This window comes from Pseudomonas sp. Sample_20, assembly GCF_004307585.1.
Classification (GTDB): domain Bacteria; phylum Pseudomonadota; class Gammaproteobacteria; order Pseudomonadales; family Pseudomonadaceae; genus Aquipseudomonas; species Aquipseudomonas atacamensis.
This window is the reverse complement of record NZ_RCOA01000109.1, coordinates 1-26,867: the sequence shown is the minus strand read 5'-3', so window position 1 is coordinate 26,867 and position 26,867 is coordinate 1. Positions and strand designations below refer to the sequence as shown.

The 26,867-nt window shown below is 58.2% G+C and carries 35 protein-coding genes; 12 read left to right on the top strand and 23 right to left on the bottom strand.

The window, feature by feature from the left end; genetic code table 11:
* Window positions 1–5: 5 nt before the first annotated feature.
* The gene (locus tag D8U70_RS22495) at window positions 6–491 is read left to right on the top strand and encodes a hypothetical protein (protein ID WP_130929751.1); all 486 of its coding nucleotides are present in this window, start codon (window positions 6–8) and stop codon (window positions 489–491) included.
* A 156-nt stretch (window positions 492–647) separates the two neighbouring features.
* On the opposite strand, the gene D8U70_RS22490 is transcribed toward D8U70_RS22495, so the two are convergent.
* Window positions 648–1,028, bottom strand: coding sequence for a RidA family protein (locus D8U70_RS22490; RefSeq protein WP_024013136.1), 381 nt, complete (start codon window positions 1,026–1,028; stop codon window positions 648–650).
* Window positions 1,029–1,243: 215 nt separating this feature from the next.
* On the opposite strand from D8U70_RS22490, the gene D8U70_RS22485 reads away from it, so the two are divergent.
* Window positions 1,244–1,657, top strand: a complete 414-nt coding sequence (locus D8U70_RS22485; protein WP_016774943.1) for a cupin domain-containing protein — start codon at window positions 1,244–1,246, stop codon at window positions 1,655–1,657.
* A 12-nt stretch (window positions 1,658–1,669) separates the two neighbouring features.
* Here the strand turns inward: D8U70_RS22485 and D8U70_RS22480 are convergent, their stop codons facing one another.
* The 5 genes from D8U70_RS22480 to D8U70_RS22460 all read right to left on the bottom strand — a co-directional run bounded on the left by D8U70_RS22480 (window position 1,670) and on the right by D8U70_RS22460 (window position 4,025).
* Window positions 1,670–1,921, bottom strand: coding sequence for a hypothetical protein (locus tag D8U70_RS22480; protein ID WP_071172612.1), 252 nt, complete (start codon window positions 1,919–1,921; stop codon window positions 1,670–1,672).
* Window positions 1,918–2,175 (bottom strand): DUF6555 family protein, encoded by a 258-nt coding sequence (locus D8U70_RS22475; RefSeq protein WP_073476698.1) that lies wholly within the window; start codon window positions 2,173–2,175, stop codon window positions 1,918–1,920. The genes D8U70_RS22480 and D8U70_RS22475 overlap by 4 nt, the downstream gene beginning before the upstream one ends.
* A 204-nt stretch (window positions 2,176–2,379) precedes the next feature.
* Window positions 2,380–2,931 (bottom strand): ATP-dependent Clp protease proteolytic subunit, encoded by a 552-nt coding sequence (locus tag D8U70_RS22470; RefSeq protein WP_130929750.1) that lies wholly within the window; start codon window positions 2,929–2,931, stop codon window positions 2,380–2,382.
* Between the two features lie 97 nt (window positions 2,932–3,028).
* Window positions 3,029–3,379, bottom strand: coding sequence for a general stress protein (locus D8U70_RS22465; protein ID WP_130929749.1), 351 nt, complete (start codon window positions 3,377–3,379; stop codon window positions 3,029–3,031).
* A gap of 469 nt (window positions 3,380–3,848) precedes the next feature.
* Window positions 3,849–4,025: a general stress protein gene (locus tag D8U70_RS22460; RefSeq protein WP_016774938.1), complete on the bottom strand. Its 177-nt coding sequence runs from the start codon at window positions 4,023–4,025 to the stop codon at window positions 3,849–3,851.
* 327 nt (window positions 4,026–4,352) lie between these two features.
* Between D8U70_RS22460 and D8U70_RS22455 the strand changes: the two genes are divergently transcribed.
* Entirely contained in the window at window positions 4,353–4,520 is a 168-nt protein-coding gene (locus D8U70_RS22455; protein WP_130929748.1) for a general stress protein, read from the top strand.
* Between the two features lie 67 nt (window positions 4,521–4,587).
* Here D8U70_RS22455 and D8U70_RS22450 read toward each other — a convergent pair whose 3' ends face one another.
* The 7 genes from D8U70_RS22450 to D8U70_RS22420 form a co-directional block, all read right to left on the bottom strand.
* Complete coding sequence (locus D8U70_RS22450) at window positions 4,588–4,818, bottom strand: hypothetical protein (protein ID WP_016774936.1); 231 nt, start codon at window positions 4,816–4,818, stop codon at window positions 4,588–4,590.
* Window positions 4,819–4,971: 153 nt separating this feature from the next.
* Complete coding sequence (locus tag D8U70_RS22445; RefSeq protein WP_130929747.1) at window positions 4,972–6,009, bottom strand: DNA topoisomerase IB; 1,038 nt, start codon at window positions 6,007–6,009, stop codon at window positions 4,972–4,974.
* A gap of 71 nt (window positions 6,010–6,080) precedes the next feature.
* Window positions 6,081–7,160: a molybdenum ABC transporter ATP-binding protein gene (modC, locus tag D8U70_RS22440; protein ID WP_130929746.1), complete on the bottom strand. Its 1,080-nt coding sequence runs from the start codon at window positions 7,158–7,160 to the stop codon at window positions 6,081–6,083.
* Between the two features lie 3 nt (window positions 7,161–7,163).
* Window positions 7,164–7,844, bottom strand: coding sequence for a molybdate ABC transporter permease subunit (gene modB / locus D8U70_RS22435; protein WP_125927562.1), 681 nt, complete (start codon window positions 7,842–7,844; stop codon window positions 7,164–7,166).
* The gene (modA, locus tag D8U70_RS22430) at window positions 7,845–8,558 is read right to left on the bottom strand and encodes a molybdate ABC transporter substrate-binding protein (protein ID WP_241664679.1); all 714 of its coding nucleotides are present in this window, start codon (window positions 8,556–8,558) and stop codon (window positions 7,845–7,847) included.
* Window positions 8,559–8,745: 187 nt separating this feature from the next.
* On the bottom strand, window positions 8,746–9,810 hold the full coding sequence (locus D8U70_RS22425; RefSeq protein WP_130929744.1) for a nitronate monooxygenase family protein: 1,065 nt from the start codon (window positions 9,808–9,810) through the stop codon (window positions 8,746–8,748).
* Between the two features lie 104 nt (window positions 9,811–9,914).
* A complete protein-coding gene (locus tag D8U70_RS22420; RefSeq protein ID WP_130929743.1) occupies window positions 9,915–12,362 on the bottom strand; it encodes an autotransporter in 2,448 nt (815 codons plus the stop codon).
* Window positions 12,363–12,547: 185 nt separating this feature from the next.
* Between D8U70_RS22420 and D8U70_RS22415 the strand changes: the two genes are divergently transcribed.
* A complete protein-coding gene (locus tag D8U70_RS22415) occupies window positions 12,548–13,531 on the top strand; it encodes an MDR family oxidoreductase (RefSeq protein WP_130929742.1) in 984 nt (327 codons plus the stop codon).
* On the opposite strand, the gene ada is transcribed toward D8U70_RS22415, so the two are convergent.
* The 4 genes from ada to D8U70_RS22400 all read right to left on the bottom strand — a co-directional run bounded on the left by ada (window position 13,521) and on the right by D8U70_RS22400 (window position 15,841).
* A complete protein-coding gene (ada, locus tag D8U70_RS22410) occupies window positions 13,521–14,582 on the bottom strand; it encodes a bifunctional DNA-binding transcriptional regulator/O6-methylguanine-DNA methyltransferase Ada (RefSeq protein WP_130929741.1) in 1,062 nt (353 codons plus the stop codon). The two genes, D8U70_RS22415 and ada, sit on opposite strands and share 11 nt — an antisense overlap.
* 80 nt (window positions 14,583–14,662) lie before the next feature.
* Window positions 14,663–15,334: a DNA oxidative demethylase AlkB gene (gene alkB, locus D8U70_RS22405; protein WP_122704144.1), complete on the bottom strand. Its 672-nt coding sequence runs from the start codon at window positions 15,332–15,334 to the stop codon at window positions 14,663–14,665.
* 7 nt (window positions 15,335–15,341) lie between these two features.
* Complete coding sequence (locus D8U70_RS27810; protein WP_016774926.1) at window positions 15,342–15,512, bottom strand: hypothetical protein; 171 nt, start codon at window positions 15,510–15,512, stop codon at window positions 15,342–15,344.
* Window positions 15,513–15,538: 26 nt separating this feature from the next.
* A complete protein-coding gene (locus D8U70_RS22400; protein WP_007912251.1) occupies window positions 15,539–15,841 on the bottom strand; it encodes a DUF1883 domain-containing protein in 303 nt (100 codons plus the stop codon).
* 211 nt (window positions 15,842–16,052) lie between these two features.
* Between D8U70_RS22400 and D8U70_RS22395 the strand changes: the two genes are divergently transcribed.
* Both D8U70_RS22395 and D8U70_RS22390 read left to right on the top strand, forming a co-directional pair.
* Complete coding sequence (locus D8U70_RS22395) at window positions 16,053–16,409, top strand: hypothetical protein (RefSeq protein ID WP_016774925.1); 357 nt, start codon at window positions 16,053–16,055, stop codon at window positions 16,407–16,409.
* 72 nt (window positions 16,410–16,481) lie between these two features.
* Window positions 16,482–16,712 carry a hypothetical protein gene (locus D8U70_RS22390; protein ID WP_016774924.1) on the top strand — a complete coding sequence of 77 codons (231 nt, stop codon included), beginning with the start codon at window positions 16,482–16,484 and terminating at the stop codon, window positions 16,710–16,712.
* 3 nt (window positions 16,713–16,715) lie between these two features.
* Here the strand turns inward: D8U70_RS22390 and D8U70_RS22385 are convergent, their stop codons facing one another.
* Window positions 16,716–17,003, bottom strand: coding sequence for a hypothetical protein (locus D8U70_RS22385; protein ID WP_071172599.1), 288 nt, complete (start codon window positions 17,001–17,003; stop codon window positions 16,716–16,718).
* 140 nt (window positions 17,004–17,143) lie between these two features.
* Window positions 17,144–17,329 carry a hypothetical protein gene (locus tag D8U70_RS22380; protein WP_016774922.1) on the bottom strand — a complete coding sequence of 62 codons (186 nt, stop codon included), beginning with the start codon at window positions 17,327–17,329 and terminating at the stop codon, window positions 17,144–17,146.
* A gap of 258 nt (window positions 17,330–17,587) precedes the next feature.
* Between D8U70_RS22380 and galU the strand changes: the two genes are divergently transcribed.
* Both galU and gorA read left to right on the top strand, forming a co-directional pair.
* On the top strand, window positions 17,588–18,427 hold the full coding sequence (gene galU, locus D8U70_RS22375) for a UTP--glucose-1-phosphate uridylyltransferase GalU (protein ID WP_024013124.1): 840 nt from the start codon (window positions 17,588–17,590) through the stop codon (window positions 18,425–18,427).
* A gap of 129 nt (window positions 18,428–18,556) precedes the next feature.
* Entirely contained in the window at window positions 18,557–19,915 is a 1,359-nt protein-coding gene (gene gorA / locus D8U70_RS22370; RefSeq protein ID WP_130929740.1) for a glutathione-disulfide reductase, read from the top strand.
* Here the strand turns inward: gorA and D8U70_RS22365 are convergent.
* Entirely contained in the window at window positions 19,912–20,928 is a 1,017-nt protein-coding gene (locus D8U70_RS22365) for a DNA-binding protein (protein WP_130929739.1), read from the bottom strand. The two genes, gorA and D8U70_RS22365, sit on opposite strands and share 4 nt — an antisense overlap.
* Window positions 20,929–21,105: 177 nt before the next feature.
* Here D8U70_RS22365 and D8U70_RS22360 point away from each other — a divergent pair, with 177 nt between their 5' ends.
* From D8U70_RS22360 to ahpF, 3 genes are all read left to right on the top strand, one after another.
* On the top strand, window positions 21,106–22,044 hold the full coding sequence (locus tag D8U70_RS22360) for a site-specific integrase (protein WP_130929738.1): 939 nt from the start codon (window positions 21,106–21,108) through the stop codon (window positions 22,042–22,044).
* Between the two features lie 137 nt (window positions 22,045–22,181).
* Window positions 22,182–22,745 (top strand): alkyl hydroperoxide reductase subunit C, encoded by a 564-nt coding sequence (gene ahpC / locus D8U70_RS22355; RefSeq protein ID WP_016774916.1) that lies wholly within the window; start codon window positions 22,182–22,184, stop codon window positions 22,743–22,745.
* 124 nt (window positions 22,746–22,869) lie between these two features.
* Window positions 22,870–24,432 carry an alkyl hydroperoxide reductase subunit F gene (gene ahpF / locus D8U70_RS22350; RefSeq protein WP_130929737.1) on the top strand — a complete coding sequence of 521 codons (1,563 nt, stop codon included), beginning with the start codon at window positions 22,870–22,872 and terminating at the stop codon, window positions 24,430–24,432.
* Window positions 24,433–24,684: 252 nt separating this feature from the next.
* Here the strand turns inward: ahpF and gloA are convergent, their stop codons facing one another.
* On the bottom strand, window positions 24,685–25,206 hold the full coding sequence (gene gloA, locus D8U70_RS22345) for a lactoylglutathione lyase (protein ID WP_130927772.1): 522 nt from the start codon (window positions 25,204–25,206) through the stop codon (window positions 24,685–24,687).
* A gap of 137 nt (window positions 25,207–25,343) precedes the next feature.
* On the opposite strand from gloA, the gene D8U70_RS22340 reads away from it, so the two are divergent.
* Entirely contained in the window at window positions 25,344–25,862 is a 519-nt protein-coding gene (locus D8U70_RS22340; protein WP_130929736.1) for a DUF4946 domain-containing protein, read from the top strand.
* Between the two features lie 215 nt (window positions 25,863–26,077).
* On the opposite strand, the gene D8U70_RS22335 is transcribed toward D8U70_RS22340, so the two are convergent.
* Window positions 26,078–26,443 (bottom strand): histone-like nucleoid-structuring protein, MvaT/MvaU family, encoded by a 366-nt coding sequence (locus D8U70_RS22335; RefSeq protein ID WP_016774912.1) that lies wholly within the window; start codon window positions 26,441–26,443, stop codon window positions 26,078–26,080.
* Between the two features lie 233 nt (window positions 26,444–26,676).
* The coding region (locus D8U70_RS22330; protein ID WP_130929735.1) for an EAL domain-containing protein at window positions 26,677–26,867 on the bottom strand (191 nt) is incomplete at its 5' end.

The following is a 26,867-nucleotide window of genomic DNA, read 5'->3' as shown; positions in this document are numbered from 1 at the left end:
ATATCATGAAAGGTAATAACGCTTTCGCGACGATTGGTATCTCGGATTTCGCGTCGTTTAAATCGCGTCCTCGGAAGAAGGCGGAAGTGTATTACAAAGCGGTCGTTTCACCCGATCATCCGGGCATAGGCAAGCCAATATTCTCCGCCACTCGGCATCTTTATTTCGGCACAAAAGAGACGTTTAGCGTTATTGGTCAATATTTTACGGACGAGGTGGGTGAGATCATTTCATTTGTGATAGATCGCTCCCTTGCGGACGGTACGCATGAAGTTGGCGGGTTCGGAAGCCCTGTGGCGGGATTGATGACTATGTCGCATGAAATTTTATATGCGAAAACAGGAACAATAGAGTTTGCGCGCAAACACGAGGAAGGTATCGATTCGATTACGGCAACATTCAATTTTGAAATCGAGCACCGCGGGCAAACATACCGGGTATCAGAAGGTAAACTGTTTGTTGTAGCTAGCGGTCCGCTTCAAGTTTTGTGAATAGACCGTTGACGCCAATTCGCTCAACGGGCGAGCCAGCGCTTGCCAAACGGCCCCATCCTGGTGGCTGCTGTGTTTGGCACGCGCCCTTGAGTATTTCACTGCGTATGTCGCACTTCGGAATCGTGGCGGCAGCCTACGCAGTATTTCCGCAAATCAGCCTTTCGCCGCCATCGCCGTCACTTCCACACGCATCCCCTCAACCGCCAGCGAGGCCACGCCTACCGCCGCCCGCACCGGCCAAGGCTTGGCGAAATAGCGTTTGTACACTTCATTGAAAGCCCCGCGATCGCCCATGTCGGTCAGGTAAATGGTCAGGTGCAGCACCCGGTCCATCGAACTGCCGGCACGTTCCAGTGCGACTTTCAGCGCTTGCAGCGTGCACTCGCTTTGCTCGGTGATGCCGCCGAGTTCCAGGCTGCCATCGGCGCGGGTTGGAATCTGCGTGGAAACCATGATGCCGCCGAAGGTGGCAACGTCGGAAGAAATCGAATCGGTGTCGGGATCCGGCGTGAAGATGATGTCTTGATTGGCCATGGGCATCTCTTGTTTGAGTGAATGAAGATTGCGGCAGTTTACAGATTCCCTCCGGCCATGGCCCGGTCAGGTACCGCAACACGTTTGTATAAGCATGTATCAACCCTCAGCGCATACACACGGCAACACCAAACTGCGCCTTCGAGACACATCCGCCCTACATGCCGAGTCCAAAGTAGCCCTCACACCAACACTACGCTCAAGAGGGCATCACCATGTACCGTCCACTGTTTCTGGCTTCTGCCGTTGTCTTCGCCTCCCTGACCGGTTTCGCCCATGCGGCGGATGCGCCGGCGACGAGCTGGCAAAAAGGTCTGAGCCGTACTGATCTGGTTCGCCAGGATCTCGGCGCTGACAATCGCGAAGTGATTCAGGCGCGTATCGATTTTGATGCTGGCGTCACCTCACCTCGGCATGCGCATCCCGGCGTGGAAGTCGCTTATGTCATCAGCGGCACGTTCGAGTATCAGCTCGAAGGGCGGGCGCCGGTGATACTCAAGGCCGGCGATTCGTTGTTCATTCCGGCGGGCGTCGCGCATGTGGCCAAAAACGTTGGCAACGAGAAAGGCGTCGAACTGGCCACTTACGTCGTCCCGAAAGGCGAACCGCTACTGATCCTCAAGCCATGAGGCGCCAGGCCGCTATTTCGAGCGCGGCTTGCTCATCGCGCGCTTGATGCGCATCCAGTCCTGATAGGCCGCCGTTCGTTTGGCGTCGGCCATAGCCTTGGCTTCGCTGAAACGGGCCCAGGCTTCAGGATTGTCCGTGTCGTTCTCGATGATCCTGTAAGCCGCTTCTTCGAGCAGATCGGCCTCGCGGAACATCGCGGCATTCTCCGCCATCTCGTCATCCCACGAGCGGCCGAAACCGTATTTCAATGTGCGTTCTGTCATTTCACGTGATCCTCCTCCCAGACCAAAGGTACTGATTCTCGCCATTGCACCTCGGTCACGCCAAAGCGTTCCGCCATCGGTTTGGAAAAACGTTTCAACGGAGGTCGGCCGGGGCGGGGGATGGGCGCGATACCCGCGTCACAACTTGCCCATTGCCACGCTTCAGCATTGTTCATGGTTTTTGTGCGAATGATGAATGACCTGGGCTTCCCGTGAAGCAGGTAATCAATCACGTACAAATCCTCTCCGCTCATACATTTCCTCCGGCTGTTAAGAAGAGGGATATCTGGCGAAATGAATAATTCAGAGAAATTGAAACGGGCGTGATGACCGGCTGATTGGGCGATTTGTAAGTCTGTACGGCAGAGTGAATCCGTACAACTTCGTCTGGAATTTTTGGCTGAATTGCCGGCTGTTAAGGAACGCGCCTGCTACGACGCGTTATCAAGTGGGACGATTCAGGAGTAGATGCACGAGCAGACAAAGTCCGCGTGAACCTCAGTGTTTTCAATCGCCGTGATAAGGCCTGAATGCATAGCTTCTTCAGGATTGATGATGCGCGGCGCTGCTGTCAGATATTTCTCTGTCTCCAGCGCATTTTTTCCGTTGCTCGTACGCTCGGCGACAATCTGGGCGTAGAGATGCAAGTCGTAATCCAGGCTCATGGCGTATTCCGACATGCGCGAGTGATCGACCGAACCTTGCAGGTGCCAATGAAATGGGTGAAACAGAAACTTGCTGTGGGTACAGGCGGTGCGGCGCTGGCCGGCCAGAAAGACAATGTTGCCCATCGATTCGACCGTTCCCAAATTGTGGGTGTTTACCGGAATAGGCAGGGCCAACAGGAAGTTGTACATCGTGAAACCGTAACTGCATTCGCCGCCCATGGTGGCGATGTTGACGATCAGTCGCGGTGCATCTTCCTTTACGGCGAGCGAGGCTTTATCGATCAATTGGCCGCAGGTCGAGGCATTGATCGGGCCGGTGAAGTTGATGACATGAACAGGCATGGCGATTCCCTCGGCTGGTCAGGACTCCTAAGCAATAGCTGTAATTTCGCTTGAATGAAAGTGGGCAGGGGAGCCGCGCTCCCCTGCACCCGACGCATCAACTGTTGCGCCCGCCACCATGGCTGTTTTGACCACCTTTGTGTCCAGCTTCAGAGGCTTTTTCCCGATCGCTGGCAAAGTTGCCGCCGCTGCTCTGGCCGCCCTTGCTGCCAGCTTCGGACGCTCTGTCCCGATCGTTGGCAAAATTGCCACCGCTGTTCTGGCCACCTTTGCTCCCGGCTTCGGAGGCGCGCTCAGGATCATTCTTGAAGTTGCCGCCACTGTTCTGGCCGCCTTTACTGCCGATTTCCTGATAGAACTCTTTATCGTGCGAAGCCGAAGTGGCATCACCACCTTTCTTGCCTGCTTCGTTAACCGACATGCTGCCTTGTTGTTTATCTTGTGCCATTTCAAACTTCCTCATTTTCTCTATATAGGCACTCGGCGAATCAAGGATGCACAAACTACGTGCCGTCGTTGTTCGCGAATGCTCATAAAGTTTACTGATGTCGTTTGCTTTAGTTGGTCTGGCTTGTCTAGTGACTACAAGTTAGACCTTTGTGCTAAGAGGAGCGCTCATAAGTCGGCGTTGTATCCGGTGTCCGGGAGTTTTCAGAATTTACTGCAAGTTCCCGGCGTTCATAACATTCCTGCTGAACACTTTCCCGGTGCCTTGGACTGATTTGCTGTCGTTCGACACAAGGTGACACCGACGGACTGTCCGACCTGGTCACGTGCGAACTGCGCGCTGCTTCGGGATACACTTCCGCTCCCTTGTTTCGTTGCACTTCGCCTCGTGCAAAAGCCGGTACCGTTCTCATGATTACGCTCCATCAGCTGATTTCAAAGGGCAGCGAGGCTGCCCTTGTACCGCTAGCTCAGGACTTGCGACCGCCGCCGTGGCTGTTCTGCCCGCCTTTGCGGCCAGCCTCGGATGCTTTTTCACGATCATTGGCAAAGTTGCCGCCCGACGACTGACCGCCTTTCTTGCCGGCTTCAGATGCCTTTTCACGATCGTTTGCGAAGTTACCTGGATTTTTATTTCCTGTGGTCATGATAGCTCTCCGATATCAATTAACGTTTCGCTAGTTATGTCCGTTGTCGCACCGGACATCTACTCCGATTACGAGCCGGCAAAAAATGTTTTGAAAATTTTTCCTCAGGCCGATGAACGGTAAGTTTGTGATGAAACTTATACAGCCTGCTGTTTTCTGCGCCGCTTCGTATAACTTTCCGAGTTGCTGGTTGATGTGCAAAAGAGGTTGGAGTTTGTTACCGCTTCGCTTCGGAATTCTGACCATTTGTCGGTGCGAAGTTGAACTGTGATCGGCTGAAACTAGAGTCTGTTAAGTGTATGTATTAACTAGTCCGAGGACATTGAGATGACCAATCATCACAAGGATCAACCGTTCGCTGAAGACCCACAGAAAATCAAGGAAGCCGGCAAGAAAGGCGAGAGTCCAGTCAACGTGAAAGTTGATCGGGCCGAGAAGTCACGCGTCGGCGGGCAGCACAGCCATGGAGGCGGCCGTACCGGCAAGGGCGACTGAGTCGGTTGGAAAAGTACCAATCGGCGTCCTCTCTGCGCCGATGCAGAGAGGACTGCTACGCGGAGGCCTATCTGAACCGTGGCAACGGCCGGTCGATCGGTTTGAGCGTCGAGAGCGTATCGCGAATCAGCGGCGCATCTTTTTCGATGTCGTGCAGCCGGTCGCGAATTCGCAAAGCCGTCGGATGCCCGCCCTGATGATCAACCCAGTCGGCAATCTCTTTGCAGGCGGCTGCGAGGCGCGCCTGGCGGGCGTCGAGCAGGGTGAGGAGGGTGGTGATGGACTCTTTTTCGGACATGGAACACCTCCGTTCGCTGAAACGGCTGAGTTGCAACAAAAAGTCCGCGTTACGCGAACCTTCAGATCAACTATAGAAGACCTGTGTAATCGTGCAAAAAATACCCAGTTCAACTCGTCGGCGAAACCTTTGGAGCGAGCGTCACGCTGGAGATCAAGACGCCTCGCATACCTCACACATCCGCTCAAGAAACATCGCCAAGGCTACTTCCTCGGCGCGCAGGCCTTTGCGCACGCGCGGTCGGGGCAGTTCGGCAAGGGCGCCGAGCATGAAATGTTCGAGCACTGCGGGGTGGATGTAGCACTTGCGGCATACCGCGGGCGTGTTTCCCAGCTGTTTGGCGACGTTCTTCACCGCTTCGACCACATGGCGCTTGGCTTCGGTTTCCGACTCATGCTGCAACTCGCGCAGCACCGACAACGCCAGGGCGCTGCCCGCCCAGGTGCGATAGTCCTTGGCGGTGAACGCCGCGCCGGTGAGCTTTTGCAGATAGGCATTGACGTCGGAGGAGGTGACGGTGTGCCGTTCGCCATTTTCATCAAGATACTGAAACAGGTTTTGCCCGGGAATTTCCAGACAGCGCTTGATGATTCGCGCCAGGCGGCGGTCCTTAACGGTGATCTGATGCTCGATGCCGCTCTTGCCACGGAACTGGAACAGGATCGCGCTGCCGTTGACCTCGACATGCCGACTGCGCAACGTGGTCAAACCGTAAGAGCGATTGTCCCGTGCGTATTGGGTATTGCCGACGCGGATCAGCGTGGCGTCGAGCAAGGTAATCACCGTGGCCATGACCTTGTCGCGGCTGAAGCCCGGCTCATCGAGCAGCGCCTCGAGCTTGCGCCGCAGTTTGGGCAGGGCCATGCCGAAGTCGCGCAGGCGCGAGTATTTGTCGGCGTCGCGCACTTCGCGCCAGCGTGCGTGATAACGGTACTGTTTACGCCCGCGCGCATCGCGGCCGGTGGCCTGCAAATGGCCGCACGGGTCGGCGCAGATCCATACATCGGTGTAGGCCGGTGGTACCGCGAGGGCATTGATGCGTTTGATTTCCTCCGGGTCGGTGATGCGCTGGCCCGACGGTTCGAAATAGACGAACTTGCCGCGCAGTTTTTTCCGGGTGATACCAGGCTGAGTGTCATCGACGTAATGCAGATCGGCGGGCAGAGCATCTGTCAGCACGGTATCGGGCATGGCGGTTTCCTTCGGTCATACGGCAGTCTGTAACTGATTGACCGCAGGCGCTGGCCGTCGTGCCGAATGATTTACGCGAGCACCGCCACCGCCTTGATCTGCGCCCACAGCCGCTGGCCCGGGTGCACGCCCAGTTGATCACGCGAGAAGCGGGTGATCCGCGCCAGCAGCGGCGTGCCGCCGGCATCGAGGCGGATCAGCACATGGGCACTGTTGTCAGCGGCCTGTTCGCTGACGACCGTAACGGGCAGACGATTGAGAATGCTGCTGGCTGCATCGTTGTTCAGCGCCAGGCTGATGTCGCGCGCGTGCACTTTGCAGCGCAGAGCCTGGCCCACGGCCATCGGCGCATGGGTGACGCGAATGTTCATTGCAGTGGCCGGCAGTTGCAGGCTGAGCAATTGATAGGTGGCGTCGTAGGCGCTGACCTGGCCTTCGATGATCACCCCGGCGTCATCGCCCAGCGCCAAGGGCAGATCCAGACGCGCGAGGGTCTCGCCGATCGGGCCGCTGGCGAGGGCTTTGCCATCACGGAGCAATACCAAATGATCGGCCAGACGCGCGACTTCGTCCTGGGCATGGCTGACGTACAGCAGCGGAATATCCAGTTCGTCGTGCAGGCGTTGCAGGTACGGCAAGATTTCGCTTTTGCGCCGGCTGTCGAGAGCCGCCAGCGGTTCGTCCATCAGCAACAGTTTCGGGCTGGTCAGCAGGGCGCGGGCGATGCCGACGCGCTGTCGTTCGCCGCCGGACAGATACTGTGGATGACGCTCGAGCAAATGGCTGATGCCGAGCAGTTCTGTGGCCTGGTTCATATCAACCCGGCGTTGCGACCTGGCGATGCGTTTGAGACCAAACTCCAGATTGGCCAGCACCGAAAGATGCGGGAACAGGCTGGCTTCCTGAAACACATAGCCAAGCGCACGTTTATGCGGCGGGACGAAAATGCCCTTGGCACTGTCCTGCCAGATCTCGTCGTTGATCTGCACAAAACCCTGCTCGGCGCGCTCCAGTCCGGCGATGCAGCGCAGGCAAGTGGTTTTGCCCGAGCCGGAATCGCCAAACAGCGCGGTGACGCCGCGGCCCGGCACTTGCAGATCGATATCCAGTTCGAACCCCGGATAAGTGCGTTTCAGGCGTACATCAATCATCGATCAGCTCCAGCCTGCGCGGGTCTTGCGGCTGGAGTACAGCGCCAGCAACACCAGAAACGAAAACACCAGCATCGCCGCGGACAGCCAGTGCGCCTGGGCATATTCCAGCGCTTCGACGTGGTCGTAAATCTGCACCGAGACCACGCGGGTCTTGTCGGGAATGTTGCCGCCGATCATCAGCACCACGCCGAATTCACCCACGGTGTGGGCGAAGCCGAGAATCGCTGCGGTGATGAAGCCGGGGCGCGCCAGCGGCAGGATCACGCTGAAGAACGTGTCCCAGGGATTGGCGCGCAAGGTCGCCGCGACTTCCAGCGGGCGGGTGCCAATCGCCGAGAAAGCGTTTTGCAGCGGTTGCACCACGAACGGCATGGAGTAGATCACCGAACCGATGACCAGCCCGGTGAAACTGAACGTCAGCGTGCCCAGCCCCAACCATTGAGTGAACTGGCCGAGAAAACCGTGCGGCCCCAGCGCCAGCAACAGATAAAAGCCGATCACCGTCGGCGGCAGCACCAGCGGCAGGGCGACGATGGCGCCGATCGGCCCGCGCAACCACGACGAGGTGCGCGATAGCCACAGCGCGATCGGCGTGCCGATCAGCAGCAGGATCGCAGTGGTCAGTGACGCCAGTTTCAGGGTCAGCCAGATCGCGGCGAAGTCGGCACTGGTCAGTGACATTTACAGTTCATATCCGAAGGATTTGATCACCGCAGCGGCTTTCGGACCTTTGAGGTAATCGACCAGGGCCTTGGCAGCGGCGCTGTCCTTGCCTTTGTTCAAGATCACCGCGTCTTGTTTGATCGGATCATGCAGGGTGGCCGGAACAATCCATGCCGAGCCGCTGCTCACCTTGCCGTCCTTGTAGATTTGCGACAGGGCGACAAAGCCCAGTTCGGCGTTGCCGGTGGAGACGAACTGGTAGGCCTGAGTGATGTTCTGGCCTTCGACGATTTTGCTTTTCGTGGCTTCGCTCAACTGGAGTTTTTCCAGCACCTGGGTGGCGGCGAGACCGTATGGCGCGGCTTTTGGATTGGCGATCGCAAGGTGTTGGTATTGGTTGGTTTTCAACACTTTGCCCTGCGCATCTACGTAGCCTTCTTTCGCTGACCACAGCGCTAGCGTGCCGATGGCGTAGGTGAAGCGCGAACCTTTGACGGTTTCGCCTTCCTGCTCAAGCTTTGCCGGGGTCGCGTCGTCAGCAGCGAGGAACACTTGGAAGGGCGCACCGTTTTTGATCTGGGTGTAGAACTGGCCAGTGGCGCCGTAAGCGGCGACCAGTTTGTGGCCGGTGTCTTTTTCGAAGTCGGCAGCGATCGCCTGGATTGGCGCGGTGAAATTGGCGGCGACCGCCACTTGCACTTCGTCAGCCTGCGCGGCGCCCATGCTGAACATTGCGAGGAGTGAAGCGAAGCAGGCAGGGGCGAGGCGTGTGGCAGCAAGTGTCATGTAAAGGCTCCGTGATCGCCGGTAAATGCTTTGCTTTGGATAACGCCGATACACGGGCGCAATCGCTGTATACGGAAATATATAGCGATACGCCGCCAAGTGGCGAGGGAATAAATCCGCTCGCCGCGTAAATTCAATGACGGTTGAGTTTCGCCAAGGCGCCTTCGGCGAGTTGCCGGGTCAGTTCAGCGCTGCCGATATCCTTGCCGAGCGTAAGCGCCTGTCCGGCCCAGAGGTTGGCAAAGTCGGCGTCATCCTTGGCCCGCAGCGGCATCAGCGCACCGCCAGCCAACGGGAAGGCCGGCGCCTGCGCTGACATCGGGCCGAGTTCACGCATCGCCCGATTGACAATGCCCCGTGCCGGGCGTCCGGTAAAAATGTTGGTGATGGCGGTCTGGCTTTCCTTGGCGGTGCGCAGGGCCTTGTGGTGTGAGGCGCTGACTTTAGCTTCCGGCGTGAACAGGTACGCCGTGCCGACTTGCACCGCCGAGGCGCCGAGCATGAAAGCTGCGGCAACGCCTCGCGCATCGCTGATCGCGCCCGCCGCGATCACCGGCACTTTTACCGCGTCGACCACCTGCGGCACCAGCGCGAAGGTGCCGACCTGAGTGCTCAGATCCTCGCTGAGAAACATCCCGCGATGGCCACCAGCCTCATAGCCCATGGCGATGATCGCATCGCAGCCGTGTTGCTCCAGCCAGATCGCTTCTTCGACCGTAGTCGCAGACGAAAGGATTTTCGCCCCGGTCGCCTTGACCCGATCAAGCAGGGTTTTTTCCGGTAGCCCGAAATGGAAACTCACCACCTCGGGTCGGAACTCTTCGAGCAAGGCACACGCGGCCTCGTCGAACGGAGCACGGTTGGAAACCGGGGTCGGCGCGTCGAAATCGGCACCCAATTCACGGTAGTAAGGTTCGAGCAGGTTTTTCCAGTCACGGGCCCGCTGTTCATCAGGCGCCGGTGGCTGGTGGCAGAAGAAATTGACGTTGAACGGCTTGGTGGTGTGCTGGCGAATCGTTTTCAGTTCTTCGCGCAGTTGCTCGATGCTCAGCATCGCTGCGGGCATTGAACCGAGGCCACCGGCATTGCACACGGCAATCACCATCGAAGAGTTGGTCGCCCCGGCCATCGGGCCCTGGATGATCGGCAGTTCGATACCGAGAAGATCAAGGATGCGGGTGTCTGGCCACTGGCTCATATAACGAATCTCCGAACGATGAAACGGGCAGGGACGGCAAGCGGTTTTAGCAGTAAAACCGGCTGCGGGGCCAGTCTGAAATTCTGAACATTACGTGCAGTTTTTCAGCGTCGGTGCAATCCTCCGCCGCCACCGCCAAACGAACGGTTCATCATTTGTGAAGAATGGTTGAAGTTGTGCGTGCGCTGATTGCCGAGATTACGTGCGGCGGATTCGCGGTTGAGATTCTGCAATTGCGCATTGTTGTTCGCGGGTCTGGTGCGGTTGGCACCGCTGCCGGCCACGGACTGCCAGCCGTTGTCGGTTTTCTTGTAGACGTTGCCGTCGCGCCCGGCATAAACATTGTCGCCGACCCGCGCGGCGCCGCCGTTGCGGCCATGGATACCGCCGTATTGCGTGGTGTTGCCGGTATTGGGGTTGTAAACGGCGCCGCGATTGGCACTGACGTGAGTGCCGCTGCGGACGTTGCCAGCGCTAACCCGTTCTCCGGCGATGGCGCCGCCGTTCGGGCCGACTGCCACGCCGCTGCGCCCGGCAGCGTAGTTGCCGGTGTAGGCGTTGTGCACCGCGCCACGTTGCCCGGCGGCGGCAATGCCGGTACGCGAGTTGTACGAGGCGCCAACCTGGCCGGCCCAGCGATTGCCGGTCCAGGCGTTGTAACCGGCGCCATAACGGCTGACCGTCGCGCGATCACCCCACTGATGATAAAGATTGCCGGTGGTTCCGGCCCAGCCCCCCGGACCCCAGGCCACCGCGCCGCCGCGATAACCGTAGGCTGCGCCACCCCAGGCCAGCGGCGCCGGGTACAGACGCGGACCCCACGCGTAGCCCCAGCCGTAATTTCCCCACCACGGATAGGCGCCCCAGCCCCAGCCCATGGCGACGGTGTTGCCGCCCCAGCTCCAGCCGAATCCGAAGCCGAAGGTCCAGCCAGTCCACGGCGTGTAACGAATCGCGACGCCGAAACCATAGGTCACCGGCGGCCCGTACCAGACGCTACCGACCCACGGCGTATACGGATAACCGGTGCCGTACACCACAACGCCAGTCGCCGGGTCCAGCGTCGAGCCTTGATAGCCCGGCGTGTAGCCGACCACCACGGTATCGCCGCTGGATTCGTAAACCTTCACGTACGTGAGGTAGTGCATCGGCGAGCTGGGCGGAATCGAATAAATCACCGCTGGCACTGAAGTGGCCACACTCCACGGCCCGTTCAGTGAGGTGGCGCTGAACCAGATGCCGTTCTCCACCGCCCACCAACTGTCGTTGTCGACTCGAATAATCGGAGTGGCGCTGTTGACCACGTATTGCAGCGGCGTATTGCTGATCGCTTTGAGCTGCGGCTCGCCGTCAAATTGCGGTGTCGTCATCTTCACCGCGCTCTTGTTGATCGCCGACGTCTGCGGGATCGTGGCCGCAATGGCCGCCTCCTGTGCCTGTGGCGTGCCGGCTACCGAGGCCTTGACGTTCTCTTTGGCGCTGTCGTCAGGAATATTGGCAAAGTCGGCCGGCAGTTTGTCTGCCGGGACAAAGGTCCATGGCCCGCTCATGTCGCTGGCGCGGAACCAGCGCCCGGAGATCAGCACGTAACTGTTCTGGTCGCCGATTTCCTTGAAAATGTGCCCGGTGGTGTTGCTCACGTACAACAGGCTGGTGCCCTGAATCGGTTGCCATTGCGCGGCGCCGTCGGTCACCAACAGTTCCGTTGGCGTGGTGGCGATGAAGATTTTCGGCTGCGGCGGCTTGGCCAGGCTGGGAATCTTGTCCTTCGGATCGCTTTGCCCGGTGAGCAGGTCCACCTGGCGACTCTTGATCGCCGCCTGTTTGGCTTTTTCCAGACTGGCCGGTGGTGCAGCGAGGCGCGTGTAATCACCGGCCAATTGATCGGCAACCATCCAGCCGTCAAATACATGCAGGTAGTGTTTGCCTTCGGCGTCCTTGAGCAGAAGTGGGCGCGTGTTGATCACCCGTTGCAGCTCCGTTCCTTCCACCGGCCGATAAGCCGCCTCCCCGTCGATGTATACGAGGATTGCCGGACGGTCGGAACTGACGATGGTCGGCGGCGTGTTTTCCAAGGGCGCGCTGTCGGCTTTCTGTTCAGCGTTGAGCACGCCAACCGCTGCTTCCAGCTGATCCAGTGAAATGGTTTTCTTGCGGCTCTCGGCATCTTTTTTCAGGATGGCGAGCCACGTTTCGGCCTGTTTCGCATCGGCGGGGAAATCGGCCTTGATGATTTTGTACTGATCGAGCGCGACCCAGCGAGTGGCCTTGTCGACGAGGGTATGAGCGCTGAACTGGACGATGCCGTAGGTGGACTTGCCATCGGCAGCCGTGGCTTCGACTGCCGCGCGGGCATTGAGTGTATAGCCGTCCCAACTGTCGAGCTGCGGCTGATACACCGTCAGCTTGCTCTTGCCGCTGCTGATCACCTGCGGCCATGTCGGCTCGCTTGGCGCCGTGTTCGGCTTTGCCGCCGGTGAGGCTGCCCAGGCATTGCCAAGTGTCAGCAGACATAACATCAGCAACGAGGGTAAAACGCTCAGGAAAGGCATCGTCAGCTCCATCGACACACCGGTTTGCAAGGCGCAACCGGGAAAACACAACCGTCGAAAAAGCATAGCCGCCCGCCGTGGATTTACCCGGCTGATCGAGCCGTTAGCGCAAAGTCGAGTGTGGCAATGTGTTGCGATGTGCTATTTCAAGGCATGCTTTTTCCAATCATCTTCGAGGGGCCGTCATGTTCAACGCCATTCTGATCGACAAAGACGACAGCGGTTATCGCGCCAATCTGCAGCAAATCGATGAGCAGCAACTGCCCGAAGGCAATGTCAGCGTGAACGTCGCGTACAGCACCCTGAATTTCAAAGACGGCCTGGCGATTACCGGCAGCAGCCCGGTGGTGCGCAAGTTTCCCATGGTACCGGGGATCGATCTGGCGGGAACTGTCGAGTCCAGTTCGCATGGGGATTTCAAGGCGGGCGATCGGGTGCTGCTCAACGGTTGGGGCGTCGGTGAAAGCCACTGGGGCGGGCTGGCGCAAAAGGCTCGGCTCAACGGTGACTGGCTGATTCCACTGCCCGAAGCTTTCACCCCGGCGCAAGCCATGGCCATCGGCACCGCCGGCTACACGGCGATGCTGTGCATTCTGGCGCTGGAGCGCCATGGCGTAACGCCGGATCACGGCGAAGTGCTGGTCACTGGCGCCAACGGCGGGGTCGGCAGCTTTGCCATCGCCTTGCTCAGCAAGTTGGGATACCGCGTGGTGGCATCCACCGGCCGCGTGTCCGAGCATGAATACCTGGAGCAATTGGGCGCTGCCGAAATTATCGATCGAGCCACCTTGTCCGAACCGGGCAAGCCATTGGCGAAGGAGCGTTGGGCGGCGGTGGTCGATTCGGTCGGCAGCCATACATTGGCCAACGCTTGCGCCAGCACGCGTTCGGAAGGCGTGGTTGCGGCATGCGGGTTGGCGCAAGGCATGGACTTTCCGGCCTCGGTAGCGCCGTTCATTCTGCGCGGCGTGACGCTGGCTGGAATCAACAGCGTGACCCAGCCCAAAGCACGCCGTATCGAGGCCTGGGACCGACTGGCCAGGGATCTGGATTTCTCTTTATTGCAGCTGATCAGTCAGGAAATCAGCCTGAGCGAAGCCCTTGAGGCTGCGCCCAAACTGCTTGCCGGGCAACTGCGGGGCAGGGTGGTGGTCGACGTCAATCGTTGAGTTCGCGCTCAAGCAGTTGGCGTTTGCGCTCGACGCCCCAGCGGTAGCCGGAAAGGTTGCCATCGCTGCGTACCACGCGGTGGCAGGGAATCGCCACCGCCAGGCGGTTGGCCCCGCAAGCCTGCGCCACGGCACGCATCGAAGTCGGCGCGCCGATACGTTGCGCGATTTCGGCATAACTGGCGGTGCTGCCTGCGGGAATCTCCCGCAGCGCCTGCCAGACGCGCTCCTGAAACGCGGTGCCGCGTATATCCAGCGGCAAGTTCAGGCCTTTCGCCGGTGCTTCGACAAAGCCGACGACGCTGGCGATCAACTGTTCAAATTCGCGGTCGGCGCCGATCAGGTTGGCGTTGCGAAACTGATCCTGCAGGTTGCAGACCAACTGATGCGGATCGTCGCCGAGCAGAATCGCGCAGATCCCACGTTCGCTTTGCGCCACCAGAATCGCCCCCAGCGAGCATTGGCCAACGGCAAAGCGAATGTCGTTGTTCTGCCCGGCGGCGCGGTAATCGGTGGGCGTCATGCCCAGCAGTCGATCGGCTGATTCGTAGAAACGGCTGTTGGAATTGAATCCGGCGTCATACAGCGCGTCGGTCACCGAGCCGCCGTCGGCCAGGCGCGCACGCAGCTTGCGCGAACGATGCGCCATGGCGTAAGCCTTGGGCGTCAGGCCTGTCGCAGCTTTGAATACTCGATGAAAGTGGAAAGGGCTAAGGCCGGCGCTCGCCGCGAGGCTGTCGAGCGCGGGCAACGTCTCGGACGCTTCGATCTGCCGGCAGGCCGCTGCGATGATCGCCGCGTGCTGCGCTTCATTCTGGTCCTTGCTGGCGCGTTTGCTCGGCCGATATCCGGCAGCTTCGGCCATTTCGGCTGTTTCGAAAAATATGACGTTCTGCGGTTTCGGCAAACGCGCAAGGCTGCTCGGTCGGCAATAAACGCCGGTGGTTTTTACTGCGTAGACAAACTGCCCGTCCGCACGCGGATCGCGGGCAACCACGGCGGCCCAGCGTGGATCGTCTTCAGTTCTGATCGTCTTCGAAAGCGTGTCCATGAGAGGGAATCCGTTGACCTGTTTGAGTCAGGTTAACCAGCATCGTAACCCGCGACACTCCGCGCCTTGCGGTCAAACTTTTACTGATCGCCAGCAACTCGAAAGGTGATGTTGATGCGCCGTTCGCCCAAGAGCGGGTGCTGGCCGGGTTTGATTGGCAGCACGCCGTGATAGCGCAGACGGTCCACGCCGCCCCAGACCACCATGTCGCCATGCAGCAGCGGGATGCGCCGGGTTTTATCGCTGCGTTCGAAACCGCCGAACAGAAACATTGCCGGCAACCCCAGCGACAACGAAACGATGGGCGCGGCATAGCCCTTTTCGTCCTTGTCCTGATGCAGCGACATCTTGGCGCCGGGGACGTATTGGTTGATCAGGCAGGAGTCGGCCTGAAAACCCGGGAAGCCGGCGCGTTTCGCCGCCTCGTGGGCCAAATCGGCAAACACCGCCGGCATCGATGGCCACGGCAAGCCGCTGAGAGGATCGACGCTGGAATAGCGGTAACCGCTGCGATCAGTGATCCAGCCCAACTGCCCGCAGCTGCTGGTGCCAACCGACATGCTGAAACCGCCGGGCGTGACCATGTGGCGTAGCGGGGCGGCGGCAAGAATGGCTTCGAGCTCGGTCAGCAGTTGCTCGACCTGCGGCAAGGCGAATCCGCGCAGCACCCACGATTGTTCGCCGATCTGCTCGGCGCGGGCTTGCTGTACGGGTTCGTTGTCGGCGAACAGGTCAAACGTGGTCGGTTGCATGATTCGGTTACAGCGCTTTGCTGACCTTGATGTCACTGAGTTCTTCGTCAGCGTGCATTTTCTTCAGCGCCGCTTTCGCCTCCTCGTCAGTGCCGGTTTCCAGTTCAGCGAACTCGAAACGCTGTTCACCGTCCAGTTTGTACTTGATCACGTATTTGGTTTTTTGCGCCACGGTCATGTTTCCCTTTCAATAGGCTGTGCGTCTCAGCTCAGTTTAGTGCTGGAGCGACGGATGATCTTGATCGAGTGGGTCAGCGTCGGCTTGCGAGTCACGCTGATTGCGCGGCGGTTGACGGTGTCGATGGTGATGTTCCAGAAGCCGGTGCTCGGTGCGGTGATGCGTGCCGGAAACGTGTCGAACGCGCCGCCGTGGTAGGTGTGACGGCCGCCGTTTTTGAAGCTGCGGAAGTTGGCGTCGTTCATCAAACGGATGTTGCACATCTGCGAGCATTGAATGACGACGATGTCGTCTTCGTTGAGGTGCTCGCGCTGGTGAATGAATTTCATGGGCGCCTCCAGAAGGGCTTTTTCTACTAAATCAAAACGATAGCTTGTCGATGGGCGCAGTTTATCAGCCCGCACGGGTTATTATCTGGCCGTCGGGCGTTGCTTTGACAAATTTTGAACAGAACTTCGCCACGGCAGGCGGGTTAAATGCACAAGGCACCGGAGAAAAGCGGCATTTGTGCTGTCGGACGGTCTTTGACGGAGGATTGATATGAAGTGGGGTGTGGTGTGTGTGCCGTTGATTCTGGCGATGGCCGGTTGTGCAAATGTTTCCGAAATCAATGAAACGCTGCCAACCATGAGCGTGATCTCCGGCAAAAAGCCCCAGGAGTATGCGCAGTGTCTGACCGACAAGCTCGCTGACAGTCGTGGTGCGTTGCAAGTCCAGCCGCAGAAGGACGGTGTACGAGTCATCGTTCCCGGCAAACTTTCGTCAGGCCCGGCAGCCGTGTTTGATATCGAAGATCGCGCTGGCGGCAGCAGCATCAAGCTGCATGAGCGCATGTCCAACGTGCCGGTTCGCCCTCGCGATGTACAGAAAGCCGCGAACGCCTGTATTTCCGGCTGATAGACTACCGAACATCAGCACCCGATGCCGTCACAGTCCTGCTGTGGCGGCATTGTCATATATGGAGTCGTGATGAAGCGAGAGCATGTGCGGGAGCGCCACGCAGAGGGCCTTATCTCTGCCACTCATGTCATCCAGAACCCGGCGAATCCCGGTGAATGGATCGTGTTTTTCAAGAAGAGTGCAGGGCGCAGCTACTTTTTGGTGGATGACAATGATGAAGTCGAGTCCTTCAATCGGCTTGATGATCTGATCGAGGTCGTCCGTGGCCTCGGGATCAAGTTTGCCGAAATCCACATGTAAGGCTTACTTGCAGACGACCACGACGTTGCGGGTCTTGTAATTGCCAACGTCAACGCCCAGGGTTTTGTCATCTTCCTTGGGCGCCGGTGTGCCATCAGTGCCGACGATGCGATAACCGGTGCCGGCGCAGGATGCATCGGCCTTTTCGTAGCACATGGCCCAGGAGTTGGCTTCGCCGGAACAATCGATGCTCAGGCCCTGTTCGCCATTGTTCAGATAGGTTGGCTGCGAAGTGGCACAGCCGCTCAATACCAATACCGCGAGAAGCGGCTGCAGTTTGTTCAGGTTCATGGTTGCGTAATCTTCAGGTGGGGGACTGGATGCTCTGACAGCGCCGCGATGAAAAGGTTATAGCGATTGGCCACTTGTTTGCCAACAAGGCACAAAAAAGCCCTGCATGCTGGCAGGGCTTGGCGCAAGTGCGGGCAGGATCAGTCCTGATCTTTACCACGGCGCTTGGAAGAAGCAGGCGTATCGGTGAACACCGAGGCCACATCCGTCGCCATCTGCTCGCTGTCAAAAGGCCCGGCGATATGTTCGCCGTTGGTGGTGGTCAGCGTCCACTTGCCGTCTTTCTTGTCGATCACATACCCGTTGATGATTTTTACCGCAGCCATCTGGTCATTCTCGTTCGCTGGTTCAAAGGCGCCATGATAGCGGCAAATGCTCGCATTGGGGGCTGATAAGCGTATGGTGATCCTGTTTGCCCGGATCTTGAGCTACGCTGACTCCGCCGCTGAAATACCCGGATGGAACTATCCGCGCGAATATTTCTCTATGTTGGCATCGGTTAGCCAGCGCGGGGCATTGTAAGGCGCACGCCGCCTGATTAGACTGCCTCGAAACTCGTACACACAGCCTTTTCAAGGACTTATATGATCAAGAAATGCTTGTTTCCAGCAGCCGGTTACGGCACTCGCTTCCTCCCAGCGACCAAAGCCATGCCTAAAGAAATGCTGCCGGTGGTAAACAAGCCACTGATCCAGTACGGCGTTGAAGAAGCACTGGACGCGGGCCTGACTGAGATTTCCATCGTCACCGGCCGTGGCAAGCGTGCTCTGGAAGACCACTTCGACATCAGTTACGAGCTGGAAAACCAGATCAAGGGCACCGACAAGGAAAAGTACCTGGTCGGTATCCGCAAGCTGTTGGACGAATGCTCGTTCTCCTACACCCGTCAGACCGAAATGAAAGGTCTGGGCCACGCGATCCTGACGGGCCGCCCGCTGATCGGTGACGAACCGTTCGCCGTGGTTCTGGCGGACGACCTTTGCGTCAACATCGACGGCGACGGCGTGCTGACCCAGATGGTCAAGCTGTACAAGCAGTTCCGCTGCTCGATCGTCGCTATCCAGGAAGTCGATCCGCAGGAAACCAACAAGTACGGCGTAATCGCTGGCGAAATGATCCGCGACGACATCTACCGCGTGCACAGCATGGTCGAGAAGCCAAAGCCGGAAGACGCGCCGTCGAACCTGGCGATCATCGGTCGCTACATCCTGACCCCGGACATCTTCGACCTGATCGAGCAGACCGAGCCAGGCAAGGGCGGTGAAATCCAGATCACCGACGCCCTGATGAAGCAGGCCCAGAACGGCTGCGTCATGGCCTACAAGTTCAAGGGCAAGCGTTTCGACTGCGGTGGTGCGGAAGGCTACATCGACGCGACCAACTTCTGCTTCGAAAACTTCTACAAGACTGGCAAAGCTTACTGATAGCGTTTGCCTCGTCTGCAAAAGAAAGCCACCTCCGGGTGGCTTTTTCATTTTCCGCCCTTATATGGATGGCAGTGCTTGCCCAATGGATGACTGCGGGTATGCTGATGGCCTGCCGAGGAGATAGAAATGGCCTACGATTTTGACCTTTATGTGATTGGTGCCGGTTCCGGCGGTGTGCGGGCTGCGCGGTTTGCCGCAGGCTTCGGGGCGAAAGTGGCGGTGGCCGAGAGCCGTTATCTGGGCGGCACGTGCGTCAACGTCGGCTGTGTGCCGAAAAAGCTGCTGGTTTACGGCGCGCATTTTGCCGAGGACTTCGAGCAGGCGTCCGGTTTCGGCTGGAACCTGGGCGAAGCCAACTTCGACTGGGCCACGCTGATCGCCAACAAGGACCGTGAAATCAATCGCCTCAACGGCATTTATCGCAATCTGCTGGTCAACAGCGGCGTGACCCTGCACGAGGCGCACGCGAAAATCGTCGGGCCGCACGAGGTTGAGGTCAATGGCGAACACTACACCGCCAAGAATATCCTGATCGCGACTGGCGGCTGGCCGCAGATTCCCGAAATTCCGGGGCATGAGCATGCGATCGGTTCGAACGAGGCGTTCTTCCTGAAAGAGTTGCCCAAGCGTGTGCTGGTGGTTGGCGGCGGTTATATCGCCGTCGAGTTCGCCGGGATTTTCCATGGTCTCGGCGCCAACACCACGCTGCTGTATCGCGGCGATCTGTTCCTGCGTGGTTTCGATGGGGCGGTGCGCAAGCACCTGCAAGAAGAATTGACCAAGCGCGGCCTCGACCTGCAATTCAATGCCGACATCGCACGCATCGACAAGCAGGCCGACGGTAGCTTGAAAGCGACGCTCAAGGATGGTCGTGTACTCGAAGCCGATTGCGTGTTCTACGCCACCGGTCGACGTCCGATGCTGGACAATCTCGGCCTGGAAAACACCGATGTGCAACTGGACGACAAGGGCTTCATCAAAGTCGACGACGAGTATCAAACCACCGAGCCGTCGATTCTGGCGCTGGGCGACGTCATTGGTCGCGTGCAGCTGACACCGGTCGCGCTAGCCGAAGGCATGGCTGTGGCGCGGCGTCTGTTCAAGCCGGAGCAATACCGCCCGGTGGACTACAAGATGATTCCGACCGCCGTGTTCAGCCTGCCGAACATCGGCACAGTCGGTTTGAGCGAAGAAGAAGCGCGCGATTGTGGCCACGAAGTGGTCATTTTCGAAAGTCGCTTCCGGCCGATGAAGCTGACCCTGACTGACTGTCAGGAGAAAACCCTGATGAAGCTGGTAGTCGACGCCAAGACCGACAAGGTGCTTGGCTGCCACATGGTCGGCCCGGACGCCGGCGAGATCGTGCAAGGTCTGGCGATCGCCTTGAAGGCCGGCGCGACCAAGCGCGACTTCGACGACACCATCGGGGTGCACCCGACGGCTGCCGAAGAGTTTGTGACCATGCGCACGCCGGTCAGCGCTTAAGCGTCTTTCGCTTTGGTCGAGTCTGGCGCTGCCGCAACGGCAGCCGCCAGACGCTGGCTGTCCTCAAGGCTTGCCTGAGCCTTGAGCAATTCCTTTTCCAGTGACTGATTGAGTTGCGTCTGCTCGTCGACGCTCTGCTTGAGTGCCTGACTTTCCAGTGTCGCCACGCGCAGACGTTCCTGGAGGAGGGTGCGCTCGCTGTCCATGCGCGTCGCCTGCTCAAGCAATTGATCCTGACGCTGATTGCTCTGCTTGAGCTGATCCTGCACCAGATTCAGCTCGCGCTGAATGCCACGGTTTTCGGTGAGCAAGCGTTCGTTGTCACGGTGCAACTGTGTGATCTCATCCTGACGCACCAACGCGCTCTGCTGGGCTTGACGCAGTTCGGCCTGGATCTGCTGGATTTGCCCTTCGTGGCGGGCCTGTTCCTGCTCGCGCTGTTCCTTGGTGGCGTTACGGTAATGCTCCAGCGCATCGCGGGCGTGCAGGTGTTTTTCTTCCAGTGAGCGGATCTGTTCGTCCTTGTCCTGCAAGCGCAATTCAAAATCGGCCAATGCCTGGTTGAGGCCGGCATTGCGCGTCTGTTCGGTTTGCAGCATCGAGCGGGTGTTGCTCAGCGCTTCGGATTCGCGTTGCAGCGCGGCGCCTTGAATGTCGTGGTCGTGTTCGAGTTTCTCCAGCGCCTGGCGAACCTGTTTCAGTTCGGTTTCCAGTGCTTCCCGTTGCTCTTCGAACTGTTCGCGGGCTTGCTCGATGGGTTCCTGTGCTTGTTCTTTCAGGCGCTGGGCGAGTCGAGAGACGAGGGCGGTCAGCTCATCATCGATCGGTTCTGCTGACGCCTCATTCGGCTGGGCACCGTCGTCCAGTTCTTTCAGATAGCGATGGATCGTGGTTTTCGAGCCGGTGTTGCCCATTTCGATGCGTACTGCATCGATGCTTGGGTGTTCGCCGCGAGCCAGGATCGCTGTGCGCGCGATTTGCACCAGTGCTTTGGTAATGCCGCCACGGGCCATGAGAACTCCTACGGTTACGTACTGTGGTACATGCCACTAAAGTACGCAGTGTACCATGCTGAAAATATAGGTAAATATCTGAATTAAAACACGCGGGATATACTGGTATTACCCAATGTCAGGGGGCAAAATGCGCACCTGCATGCCTGAACCCGTACGCCAGCGAGAAAACTGCCCATGAGCGACATTGATCGATATCTGCAAGCCGCCACCCGGGACAACACTCGCCGCAGCTATCGCATGGCCATCGAGCACTTCGAGGTGACGTGGGGCGGATTTCTGCCGGCTACTGCCGATAGCGTTGCGCGATATCTGGTGGCGCACGCTGGCGTGCTGTCGATCAACACGCTGAAGCTGCGTCTGTCGGCGCTGGCGCAGTGGCACAACAGTCAGGGGTTTGCCGATCCCACCAAGGCGCCAGTGGTGCGCAAGGTGTTCAAGGGCATTCGTGCTTTGCACCCGGCGCAGGAAAAACAGGCTGAGCCGCTGCAATTGCAGGATCTGCAGCGCGTGATTGATTGGCTTGAGCAGGAGGCGCAGACGGCCCGGGAAGAACAGGACCGCCCGACCTTGCTCAAGGCGTATCGGGATCGCGCGCTGATTCTGTTGGGCTTCTGGCGCGGCTTTCGCAGCGACGAATTGTGCCGTTTGCAAATCGAGCATGTGCAGGCGAGCGCTGGCAAGGGCATCACTCTGTATCTGCCGCGCAGCAAGGGCGACCGGGAGAACCTCGGGCAGACCTACCAGGCCCCGGCGCTGTTGAAGTTGTGCCCGGTGCAGGCCTATATCGATTGGATCACTGAATCCGCGCTGGTGCGCGGCGCGGTGTTCCGCAGCATTGACCGCTGGGGCAATCTGAGCGAGGAGGGCCTGCACGCCAACAGCATCATTCCGCTGCTGCGCCAGGCGTTGCAGCGCGCCGGGATTGCCGCCGCCAACTACACCAGCCATTCACTGCGGCGTGGCTTTGCCACATGGGCGCATCAAAGCGGCTGGGATCTTAAATCGCTGATGAGCTACGTCGGCTGGAAGGACATGAAATCCGCCATGCGCTATGTTGAGGTCAGCCCATTCCAGGGAATGGCTCGGATTATGGATAAGCCGGATCAAGCGTAGAGATCGTTTTCTTCTATTAATACAGTCAGCTAATAGCGAAAACAAATCAGCAGTATCAGGTTTGCCAATGAGCCTTCCGTCGAGTGAGTGGGTAGGATTCACCCATCAACTTCATAACCCCTGACGGAGAGTCATCGATGCCTATCATCAACAGCCAAGTAAAACCGTTCAAAGCTACCGCGTTCAAAAACGGCGACTTCGTTCAAGTCTCGGATGCTGACTTGAAAGGCAAGTGGTCCGTAGTGTTCTTCTACCCAGCCGACTTCACCTTCGTGTGCCCAACCGAGCTGGAAGACCTGGCCGACAACTACGCTGAGTTCAAGAAGCTGGGCGTGGAAATCTACAGCGTTTCGACCGACACCCACTTTGCTCACGCTGCCTGGCACAACACTTCGCCAGCCATCGGCAAAATCGAATACACCATGATCGGCGACCCGACCCACGTCATCTCGCGCAACTTCGACGTACTGATCGAAGAAGCTGGTCTGGCTGACCGTGGCACCTTCGTGATCAACCCTGAAGGCCAGATCAAAATCGTTGAACTGAACGATGGCGGCGTTGGCCGTGACGCTTCCGAGCTGCTGCGCAAGATCAAGGCTGCTCAGTACGTCGCTGCACACCCAGGCGAAGTTTGCCCGGCCAAGTGGAAAGAAGGCGAGGCCACTCTGGCTCCGTCGCTGGACCTGGTCGGCAAGATCTAAGTCTGTGACATGCAACGCAGGGCGGCACGCCGCACCTTCTTAAGTTAGCTGCACCGCCCAATAAAAATGCCCGGGCGAGATTCGCTCGGGCTTTTTTTCGCCTCAAATAAAGGAAATCGCCCGTATGTTGGACGCCAATCTTAAAGCCCAGTTGAAATCGTACCTGGAACGGGTCACCCAACCGATCGAGATCGTTGCATCCCTCGACGACGGTGCGAAATCCCGTGAAATGCTGGACCTGCTGAAAGACGTTGCCAGTCTTTCGAGCCAAATTACCCTGATCGACAGCGGTGACGATGTTCGCAAGCCATCGTTCTCGATCAATCGCCCTGGAGCCGACATCAGCCTGCGTTTCGCCGGTATTCCAATGGGCCACGAATTCACCTCGCTGGTGCTGGCCCTGCTGCAAGTCGGCGGCCACCCGTCGAAGGCCAGCGTTGAAGTCATCGAGCAGATTCGCTCGCTCAAAGGCGAGTTCAGCTTCGAGACTTACTTCTCGCTGTCTTGCCAAAACTGCCCGGACGTCGTCCAGGCGCTGAACCTGATGGCCGTGCTCAACCCGAACATCCGCCACGTCGCCATCGACGGCGCGCTGTTCCAGGACGAAGTCAACGATCGCAAGATCATGGCCGTGCCGAGCATCTACCTCAACGGCGAAAACTTCGGCCAGGGCCGCATGGGCCTGGAGGAAATCCTCGCCAAACTCGACACCGGCGCGATTGAGCGTCAGGCCGAGAAAATCAGCGCCAAGGAAGCCTTTGACGTGCTGGTCGTCGGCGGTGGCCCGGCCGGTGCTTCGGCGGCTATTTATGCCGCACGTAAAGGCATCCGCACTGGTGTCGCGGCTGAGCGTTTCGGCGGCCAGGTGCTCGATACCATGGCCATCGAGAACTTCATTTCCGTGCAGGAAACCGAAGGGCCGAAACTGGCCACGGCGCTGGAAGAACACGTCAAGCAGTACGACGTCGACATCATGAACCTGCAACGCGCCGACAAGCTGATCCCGGGCAAGAACGGCGAGCTGCATGAAGTCCGCTTCGCCAGTGGCGCGACCCTGAAAGCCAAGAGCGTGATTCTCGCCACCGGCGCACGCTGGCGCGAAATGAACGTTCCGGGCGAGCAGGAATACCGCAACAAGGGCGTGGCGTACTGCCCGCACTGCGACGGCCCACTGTTCAAAGGCAAGCGCGTGGCGGTGATCGGCGGCGGTAACTCCGGCGTTGAAGCGGCCATCGATCTGGCCGGTATCGTGTCGCACGTAACGTTGCTGGAATTCGACGTACAACTGCGCGCCGATGCTGTGTTGCAGCGCAAGCTGCACAGCCTGCCGAACGTCACGGTGATCACCAGTGCGCAAACCACTGAAGTCACCGGCAATGGTGAGAAGGTAAACGGTCTGCGTTACAAGGATCGCACTACAGATGAGCTGCGTACGGTTGAGCTGGAAGGCATCTTCGTACAGATCGGTCTGCTGCCGAACACCGATTGGCTGAAGGGCACCATCGAGCTGTCGCCGCGTGGCGAGATCATTGTCGATAATCGTGGCGAGACTTCGATCTCGGGGATCTTCGCAGCGGGTGACGTGACGACTGTGCCTTACAAGCAGATCGTGATCGCAGTGGGCGAGGGCGCCAAGGCTTCGCTGAGTGCGTTCGATCACTTGATCCGGACTTCGGCCCCGGCGTAACTGCCAGGTCGAAAACTAAAAAACCCATGAGCGATCATGGGTTTTTTATTGCGCGTGGAAAGCCACCCCTCACCCCAACCCTCTCCCGAGGGAGAGGGAGCCGACCGAGGTGTCTGAAGTCATCCATCGACCTGAGAGAGCCGGTCGATTATGGATTCACCGCCAATCGTTCAAGTCGGCGTAATTCTCCAACATCCCGCAATCAGTCCCCTCTCCGTGTGGGAGAGGGCTAGGGTGAGGGGCTTTCAGCTTTTACAGCGGCGCAGGCTGAATGATTTCGACCCAGTAGCCATCCGGATCCTTGATGAACGCCAGGCTCTTCATCCGGCCATCGGTCAGACGCTTCTGGAAATCGCAACCCAGCTCTTCAAAGCGTGCACATGCTGCAACGATATCCGGCACTGAGATGCAGATGTGACCGAAACCGCGCGGGTCGGTGTTGCCGTTGTGATAGGCGAAGTCGGCATCGTTTTCGGTGCCGTGGTTGTGGGTCAATTCCAGAATGCCCGGGATCGATTTCATCCATTCGGTACGCGCGGCGTCGTCGGCCGGGATCTGCGCTTTGTCGACCAGCGCGAGGAAGTACAGGCTGAATTCGGCTTCCGGGAAATCGCGCTTCTCGACCAGCGTGAAACCCAATACGCGGGTGTAGAAATCCAGCGACTTGGTGATGTCCTTCACGCGTAGCATGGTGTGGTTGAACACGAAGTTGCGGGTTGCGCTGTCTGGCGTGGCAGTTACGCCGGGGAAAGTGTTCAGTTCGTTGAGGCTCATGGGCCCTCCAATAACAATGGGCGAGTGAATGGGCGCAATGATACGCATGCCGGCCGGCATCGCCAAATGCAAGGCGGGCTTGCCCTGCGCGAAGGCGGGGCTCAGACTTTGCTTTCTATCCATGAGTGCGTCCGGCAATGATCCGACTGTTGAAATCCGTGTTTGTTTTTTTTGCTTTGTCGTCGGCTGTGGTTTTACCCGTAATGGCCGAACCAAGTATCACTTGGCCGACGGGCTGGGAGGTTGAAGCATTGCCGGAAACCGCGCCGCCAGTCTCGCGGCAACGGGCGGTGAAGCTCCATGCTGATGGCAATCAGGTAATGGTGATGGAGTTGACGATGACGCAAGTGGAGGCGGGGCATCAGGTCAATTTGCAAGGCGTGCTGCTGGAAATGCGCAAATCGATCCAGAAGGATTTCTTCCGCAGTGGTTATCAGAGCGTCTGCAACAGAATTCATCCTGCTGCGCTCGGCTCATTGTCCGGGCTGGAGACGACCTGCACGGTCACCGAGAACGGTCGACACGTATTATCACAAACGTTGGTGGCAGCTGTGGAAACAGACAAGGCTTACGTACTTTCATATGCCGGTCAGGCCGACGTTTATAAGGCGAGCGCCGACGATATAGAAGCGGCGCGCAACAGCCTGAAATTATAAACGTTCGTACTAACTCGCAGCAGTTCGCTTACCGGAAGGGATTAAGCACATAGTTTGATCAAGCGCTCGAGGTAACATCGCGCAGCAAAATGTTTAGCCTGATGATTCAGAAGCGTTACACAAATTTCCAACTTGTTCGATGAAAATCATTTCATTTGTTAGATATTGTCAATAAAAAAGCCCTGCATCAGGCAGGGCTTTTTGTTGGCGTCAGATTAACCGCGCAACCATGAATCCACGGTGGCTGCACCGTACTGCTCTTTCCAGGCTTTCAAACCGCGATGGTTGCCGCCCTTGGTTTCGATCAGCTCGCCAGTGTGCGGGTTCTGATAAACCTTGACCACGCGGGCGCGGCGGGTCTTGGGCGCTGCGGACTGCTGCAGACCGGACTTTGCCGGGTTTGGATCAAGGATGGCGATGATGTCTTTCAGGCCTTTGCCATAGGTTTTCATCAGTCCTTGGAGCTTTTCTTCGAATTCGATTTCTTTCTTCAGCCCGGCATCGTTCTTCAGCGATTCCAGCTGTTTGAGCTGTTCCTGAAGGGCCTTTTCAGCTGCGCGAAATTCAGCGAGTCTGGACAATATCTTTACTCCAATAGTGTGTTTGGCTGATACCAACCGCAAACAAAGCTATAAGCCAAGAGCCTTGAAGCGACTCGGTGATAAATGGCGCACCTGCGAAATTACCGCAGGCATGAAAAATTGTAGTAGTTAATTGGCCAAGAGTAAATCATGTCTTTTTCTTCATGTAACAAGAGTAGTCTTTTGAATCAAATTGTGTACCCGTTGACCGTCTCATCGCATAAGGCCAAGGGTTAATGACCACTTAATGCACTAATGAATTCCGCGCCAGGCAGCGGTCGGCCGAACAGATAGCCTTGCTGAAAGTTAACGTTATGAGCGGTCAGGTAATCACTTTGCTCTTGGGTTTCTACACCTTCTGCAACCATTGCAAGATCGAGCTTGCCCGCAAGTTGAATGATGGCGTCGAGAATATGGCTGGAGG